Origin of the sequence: Mesorhizobium sp. M1423 (assembly GCF_040317575.1) — a bacterium.
In the GTDB taxonomy this organism is placed as follows: Bacteria; Pseudomonadota; Alphaproteobacteria; order Rhizobiales; family Rhizobiaceae; genus Mesorhizobium.
In genome coordinates this window covers 1-5712 of the sequence record NZ_JAMYKU010000064.1, presented here as the reverse complement: position 1 = coordinate 5712, position 5712 = coordinate 1, and the positions used below count along the sequence as shown (strand labels likewise).

The 5712-nt window shown below is 61.9% G+C and carries 9 protein-coding genes and 1 pseudogene; 6 read left to right on the top strand and 4 right to left on the bottom strand.

From position 1 onward, the window contains the following. Positions 1 to 221: 221 nt before the first annotated feature. Together NKG95_RS33910 and NKG95_RS33905 are read right to left on the bottom strand one after the other, a co-directional pair. On the bottom strand, positions 222 to 362 hold the full coding sequence (locus tag NKG95_RS33910) for a hypothetical protein (RefSeq protein WP_353043834.1): 141 nt from the start codon (positions 360 to 362) through the stop codon (positions 222 to 224). 366 nt (positions 363 to 728) lie between these two features. Continuing rightward, a complete protein-coding gene (locus NKG95_RS33905; protein WP_353043833.1) occupies positions 729 to 989 on the bottom strand; it encodes a hypothetical protein in 261 nt (86 codons plus the stop codon). A 143-nt stretch (positions 990 to 1132) separates the two neighbouring features. Between NKG95_RS33905 and NKG95_RS34415 the strand changes: the two genes are divergently transcribed. The 3 genes from NKG95_RS34415 to NKG95_RS33895 all read left to right on the top strand — a co-directional run bounded on the left by NKG95_RS34415 (position 1133) and on the right by NKG95_RS33895 (position 2927). Then, positions 1133 to 1420 (top strand): DUF6894 family protein, encoded by a 288-nt coding sequence (locus NKG95_RS34415; protein WP_502914021.1) that lies wholly within the window; start codon positions 1133 to 1135, stop codon positions 1418 to 1420. 599 nt (positions 1421 to 2019) lie between these two features. After that, the gene (locus NKG95_RS33900; protein ID WP_352452825.1) at positions 2020 to 2406 is read left to right on the top strand and encodes a hypothetical protein; all 387 of its coding nucleotides are present in this window, start codon (positions 2020 to 2022) and stop codon (positions 2404 to 2406) included. Beyond that, the gene (locus NKG95_RS33895) at positions 2403 to 2927 is read left to right on the top strand and encodes an RES family NAD+ phosphorylase (RefSeq protein WP_352642177.1); all 525 of its coding nucleotides are present in this window, start codon (positions 2403 to 2405) and stop codon (positions 2925 to 2927) included. The genes NKG95_RS33900 and NKG95_RS33895 overlap by 4 nt, the downstream gene beginning before the upstream one ends. A 41-nt stretch (positions 2928 to 2968) precedes the next feature. Here the strand turns inward: NKG95_RS33895 and scpB are convergent, their stop codons facing one another. Together scpB and NKG95_RS33885 are read right to left on the bottom strand one after the other, a co-directional pair. Then, the gene (scpB, locus tag NKG95_RS33890; RefSeq protein ID WP_353043832.1) at positions 2969 to 3676 is read right to left on the bottom strand and encodes an SMC-Scp complex subunit ScpB; all 708 of its coding nucleotides are present in this window, start codon (positions 3674 to 3676) and stop codon (positions 2969 to 2971) included. Between the two features lie 2 nt (positions 3677 to 3678). Beyond that, positions 3679 to 4635, bottom strand: a complete 957-nt coding sequence (locus tag NKG95_RS33885; RefSeq protein ID WP_353043831.1) for a DUF1403 family protein — start codon at positions 4633 to 4635, stop codon at positions 3679 to 3681. 169 nt (positions 4636 to 4804) lie between these two features. Here NKG95_RS33885 and NKG95_RS33880 point away from each other — a divergent pair, with 169 nt between their 5' ends. From NKG95_RS33880 to NKG95_RS33870, 3 genes and pseudogenes are all read left to right on the top strand, one after another. Then, entirely contained in the window at positions 4805 to 5062 is a 258-nt protein-coding gene (locus tag NKG95_RS33880) for a type II toxin-antitoxin system VapB family antitoxin (RefSeq protein ID WP_352492342.1), read from the top strand. Continuing rightward, positions 5062 to 5448: a type II toxin-antitoxin system VapC family toxin gene (locus NKG95_RS33875; protein ID WP_352857608.1), complete on the top strand. Its 387-nt coding sequence runs from the start codon at positions 5062 to 5064 to the stop codon at positions 5446 to 5448. Before NKG95_RS33880 ends, NKG95_RS33875 begins: the two co-directional genes overlap by 1 nt. Continuing rightward, positions 5445 to 5712, top strand: a pseudogene (locus tag NKG95_RS33870) (integrase); the annotation flags it as partial. The gene NKG95_RS33875 and the pseudogene NKG95_RS33870, both read left to right, overlap by 4 nt.

Sequence of the window (5712 nt, the reverse complement as noted above, 5' to 3'; positions counted from 1 at the left end):
GCAACAAAGCGGCCACCGGCGTTCGGACGCGCGACAGCTTCGAGCGCCAAAATCTGCCTCCACCCGTTCAAATGGCAGGCGCCACCCAAAGCTAGATGACGCGCGCCCCGGCGAATTCAAGGCGTGCACGCGGCTCAAATTGGCGATACTGCTATCCGGCGCTTCTGAGCCAGACCAGCATCTCCGTCGCCCTAGCCGAGGGACTGCAGAACGCGCTCTGGTCACTTGGCGGAGCGCCGCTCTATCACCGCAGCGACAGCCTGTCGGCGGCTTTCCGCAATCTCAATGGCATCTTTCAATATTTGCACAATCTGAACCCGCAGGGGTTCAGGGATCGTGTCGTACTGATAGACATCAGGCATTTCGCCTCGCTGGCGCCTCTGCCGCTTGGATGTCCCTGACCGCCAAGTTGATGGGGCCCGCATTGAAGCAATCAAAGGTAGTGTAATCAGACGTGGGACGTGGTGGCAAGCGGACTGCAGGCCTAGCCAGATTGCCGCAACACCCCCTCTTCCCTACCAGCCGCCTCGAAGGCCCTACGGGCTTCCTCCGGGGCATTGTTGCAGCCGTAGGTGACCCCAGGTCGGTCAGACTTGACGTACACCGGAGGGGAGAACCAATGAGTTGCCATGAGGGGGCCGCTCGCGCTCATCATCGAAGGCCGTGGGCATACCGCTTCGCGAGCCTGAGGGTCCGCTTTCGTTGCCAGACGGCAGAGCGCCTAAACTTCAAATCGCACGGCCCAGAGCAGATGAAATTACAGCCGCACGTGTTGCCGGCAGTTCGAACAGCATGGGCAGGTGGCGACACTCGGCTTCGTCCACGATCAGCGCCTCAATAGTCGCGATGGAAAGATGGCTTCTGAGGCGCAGCCGGACAACCGCGGCGAGCTTGTGAACGGGCACCGGTACCGCCCCGGCGTGATGGTCTAGAAGATTGTTGATCTCAGCAACTACTTTTGGATCGACGGCGTGGGGCAATGGCAGCATGAGAGCGCTTCCTTTCGGAAGTAACTCTAAGCCGATCGGGGCGATGAGTCTTGGCGCGTACGTTTTTAACCAAATGTCGCGGACATCATTGGACGTCAGGTCACGCTCGTTAGCGTTGCGCGCATTAGAGCGGCCACGGCCCGCTGCACAGCCAATCGCAACGCAAGCGTGAACCATTCTCGCGTTACTGTGTTTGTAGGGATGCCGCGCTATTCTTCGACTTCACCGACACTGGCAAAGTCTTCCTTGACGTTGAGGGTACCGATCTCCCGGACCTCGAAGCTGCAAAACAAGGCGTTAAAGCCTTGGTCGAGATTACCAAGGATAAGCTGCCGGATGGCACTTATAGAGAATTTGTGATGACCGTTCGCGACGAGTCCAACGAGACGTTCTTAGAGGCTATGATCGAGTTTAAGATGCGGACGCGTTAGGTCTGCAAAGATGGTTTCCGATTGGGATCACTTAATAGACAGCTCTCGCTTACAATTAGAGAGTTCTCGGTTGAATGAGCGTCGCGCGCGCGCAGACATCGATGCCTTCGGCTCTCCCTTGACGCAACCCGCCGCCTAATTGTGGCATCCCGTAAGCTGCTGGACCGGATGGCGAACCGGGTCGATGAAAGTGGAGGGTTCCTACTCTGGTGAGAGATACATCTTGGCTTCCTTAGCGGCAGCCTCAAAGGCCTTTCGTACCACCTGAGGATCAATCGGATCGCCCTCCAGAATGACAGGCAGAGGGTCACCGCCTTGTGCCAGCGAGGTCCTCTCCAGGTCCACCTCTTAAGTTCCTCAAGGGCTGTCCTCGCATTGTTGCAGCCATGCCTGTCGCCGGTTTCAGTCTTCACGAACACCGGAGGGATGAACCAATGGGCGATCTTACGGCTGACATTGGGGGCATTGCCGCCGCTATCTAACAACCGCGACGGGGATGAAGAAGGGCAAGCAGTGTGGTGAAATGGGTCGGGCCTTTGTACACTTGCTATGCGTCGAAATGTGCATATATTGTGCATATGAGAGGTCGGAGATTTGTCATGGCCCATGCACAGCTCGCACATTCCACGGTGATTTCAGGCTTTGTCGATAGCCTGCAGGAGCCGCGCACGCCTTATATCTCGCCGAAGCGCCTGTCGCAGGCGCTTGGCGTGAAGGTGGCCAACTTGGCCCAGTTGACCGGTGTCCACCGCAACACGCTCCGCAACCCGTCATCGGAGCGCCTGCAGGGCCGGATGCGCGAGATGGTGAAGGTGATCTCGGCGGCGACGGAACTCACCGGCGATGTCAACAAGGCGATCTTTTGGTACCGCAATGAACCGATCGCCGACTATGGCCATCGTACCGCAGCCGAGCTCGTCGCCGACGGCCAGGTCGAGGCGGTTCTGGCCTTTATCCGGGATCTCGAGAATGGGGCGCGCGGGTGAGGATCACCCGCATCGGTCCAGACGAAATCTTCCATCGCTATCTGACTCCCAAATGGGCTTTCCTGCCCATCAGCGGTGCAGGCGCGGCGATGGACGGCGGTCGTTTCAACCGGCCGGGCATCGAAGCACTTTATCTGTCGCGTGCGACCCAGACGGCGCTTGATGAATACAAGCAGGGTGCCAGCATCACCCCGCCCGCCACCCTTGCCGCTTACAAGATCACGCTCGCCGAGGTAGCCGACCTGTCGCAGGGGTTCGACCCGGACATCTGGGATGGCGCGTGGAAGGAGTGGGATTGTGTCTGGCGCCAGGTCGCTCGCATATACAAGAAGATCCCGCCATCGTGGAAGCTCGCGGATCTGGTCATCACCGCCGGACTTCGGGGCATCCTGTTTCCGTCGCTGCGTCACGCCGGCGGCACCAATCTGGTGATCTTTCCGGCCAATCTTGTCGACGGCGACCATGTCGCGGTTCACGATCCCGATCAACGGTTGCCGCACGACCAGTCGTCCTGGTCCTGAGTTAGACTGTCTCTGGGATCGCAACGCGACGACGCCCCCAGTCACGGCGCTTGGTCCCCAACGACATCGTCCTCGCCGTCGCCCTCCCCGCTCGCCAGCCCGGCTGGAATATCGCCGGCCAGCAGCTTCTCCTTCGACAGCAGCCCTGCGTCCTCGAGCGCCTCGAAATCGGGTAGCTGGCGCAGCGTGTCGAGCCCGAACTGCGACAGAAAAGTTTTCGTCGTCACATAAGTATAGGGCGCGCCAGGTTGCGGCGAGCGCGGACCCGAAGCGATAAGATCCTGCGCGCGAAGCATGCCGATCAGGTCACGCGACACCTCCTTGCCGAAAAAGCTGGAGAGCTCGCCACGGGTGATCGGCTGGAAGTAGGCAATGCACATCAAGACAAGCGCCTCCGCCTGCGGCAATTCTTTTGCCCCCTCGCCCGCTGCCGTGCCGAAGGCTGCGTGAATGGCATCGCCAAAAACCTTTCTGGTCCGGTGCTGCCAGCCGCCGGCGACCGAGACCAGCTCATAGGGGCGGCCGGCGAGCTCGGCGCGGATGTCGTCGATGATCAGCTCGAGATTGCAGTTCTTGCCGACGACCCGCGCCAGCACCTCGCGCGGCACTGGTTCGCTGGCCGCAAAGACAACCGCTTCGACGCGGCCCATCCACTCGCGCCAGCGCAGTTCCGGCGGCAGATGTTCGAGCTCCGTGTCGAGCAAGGCCGGCTGTTGGTTCGGCTTGCGGCGGGTGGACGCTTCGCTCATCCCTACAGCCCAAACAGACGAAAGGTGGTGCGGCCGGTGAGCTCGCGCACCGCCTCGAGCTTTTGCAGCCGCTCGAACAGGCGCCGCGCCGCAAACCGCGACAGTCTTTTGGTCGTCAGCGATCCGGAAAGGGCGTCGTCGTCGAGCAGTCTTTGGATCACATCGCCCGCCCCCTTTGCCCTGAGCTTCGGTGCGACGGCGATGAGCCGCTCCGCGCGCCGCGACAGCTCGGCGGCCAACCGGCAGGCGTCAGCCGCGGCTTGCGCCAGCGCCAGGCACACTGCCCGCTCAAACCCTTTTTCGCCTGGCCGGATCCGCTTGCCGCCGCCAGACTTGGACCGAAACGCCGGGCCAAAAGCGTGTGCCATCAGCAGCGGCAGCGGGCGCGGCCAGCGCAGGTTTTGCGCCAGCACCAGGTCGGCGAGCCACCAGGCAAAAAGCTCGGAGTCGGACTGCATGGCGACGACGTGGGCGGCGATTGCCGCCGCGGCGAACGGCGCCGGCCGCCCCGAGCGCGCCAGGTCGTCGATGTGTTCACAAACCGCGGCCAGCGCCTCAACGTCCCAATGGAGACCCATCTGGTCGACGATCTTTTCGAGCTGATCGGCGCTGGCAGCGGGCGGCTGCCCGGCCAACTGCCGCCAGGCGCCAAAGGTGGCGCCGGCGGGGCCCGGATCGGCTCCGGCCTCGCGCAGATGCCATGCGTCGCGCAAGGCGGCCTCGTCCTCCGAGCGCCCGGCCAGCCGCATGCTGGCGGCAGCGCATTTCAGCGCCAGCCGCTGGCGCCAGGCGCCGGCCCAGCCGGCTTGCGTGCGCGCGACCGTCTCGAGCGCGCTCAAGGCGGCGCCGGCACAGAAGGCGGCGTCGGGGTCGGTGACGACAGCGCCGTTGGCCAGCGCCCAGGCCGGGACGACCGGCTCGAGAACGGGAATGGCGGCGGCGGGGTCGAGGCGAATCATGATTCTGGAGGGTAAAGCAGCCGTGCGCTTTTTGCGACAAACTTTGCACCAAAACGCACAGGCTGTCGTGCGCGCATAACGAATGATAATGTTGCATTATCATTCGTTGTTTACGAGGCTGGGGGACCATGGTAGAATACGCCTGAAAGGTAGACTTTTGGAGTCTTTCGTGTCCCTGAACATCAAAAATCCAGCCACCGTTGCTCTCGCCGATGAACTCGCACGCCGCCAGGGTATCAGTAAGACAGCAGCCATTCATCAGGCCCTGAGCGAGCGCTTGCATCGCCTGGGCTTTGGAGAGACCGCTCAGGAGCGTCTGCTAGCAGAATTGCGCGCCATCCGAGAAAGAGTGGCACGATTGCCTGAACTGGATGGTCGCAGCGACGAGGAGATCATCGGGTATGACGAGCATGGAATCCCTAACTGATGGTGATCGATACCTCAGCTGTTGTAGCGATCCTTCGGAGCGAGCCTGAGGCACCAAGGCTGGAACGAGCGCTGGTCTCCGACCTAATCCGTCTGATCCCGGCAACCTGCGTGCTCGAGGCACGCATGGTGCTGGTCAGCAGGCGCGGCGAACACGCGTTGGCCGAGATCGATCTTTGGCTGCGCAAAATCGAGGCCGACATCATTCCTGTCGACTCCGAATTGGTTGACCTAGCGACCCAGGGTTGGCTGACCTACGGCAAGGGCCACCACCCGGCGGCGCTGAATTTTGCCGATTGCCTCTCCTATGCTTTGGCAAAGCGTGCGGACGAACCGCTGCTTTTCGTCGGCAAGGACTTCTCTCAAACGGATATCGAAGCGGCATGAGCTTGACTGACGACGCTCCAAGATCATCGGCTGCTTCCGGCGATGACGACATGCCCGACATCATCGACGTCGTCATGGAGATGGACGATGCCGACCACGGCTCGTCCCCTCCCCTTCCAGCCATCGCCAATCCCAGCCTGCCTGCGCATCTTGAGGCGCTCGCCGGCCGCGCGCGCGACTATATCGAGGCGGCGAGTTCGGCCAACACGCGCCGCGCCTACGCAGCCGACTGGAAGCATTTTTCGAGCTGGTGCCGGCGCCAAG

Excerpts from the sequence above, each read along its gene's own strand:
- NKG95_RS33910 (WP_353043834.1), bottom strand. The coding sequence starts at position 362 with ATGCCTGATGTCTATCAGTACGACACGATCCCTGAACCCCTGCGGGTT.
- NKG95_RS33905 (WP_353043833.1), bottom strand. The coding sequence starts at position 989 with ATGCTGCCATTGCCCCACGCCGTCGATCCAAAAGTAGTTGCTGAGATC.
- NKG95_RS33900 (WP_352452825.1), top strand. The coding sequence starts at position 2,020 with ATGGCCCATGCACAGCTCGCACATTCCACGGTGATTTCAGGCTTTGTC.
- scpB (WP_353043832.1), bottom strand. The coding sequence starts at position 3,676 with ATGAGCGAAGCGTCCACCCGCCGCAAGCCGAACCAACAGCCGGCCTTG.
- NKG95_RS33885 (WP_353043831.1), bottom strand. The coding sequence starts at position 4,635 with ATGATTCGCCTCGACCCCGCCGCCGCCATTCCCGTTCTCGAGCCGGTC.
- NKG95_RS33875 (WP_352857608.1), top strand. The coding sequence starts at position 5,062 with ATGGTGATCGATACCTCAGCTGTTGTAGCGATCCTTCGGAGCGAGCCT.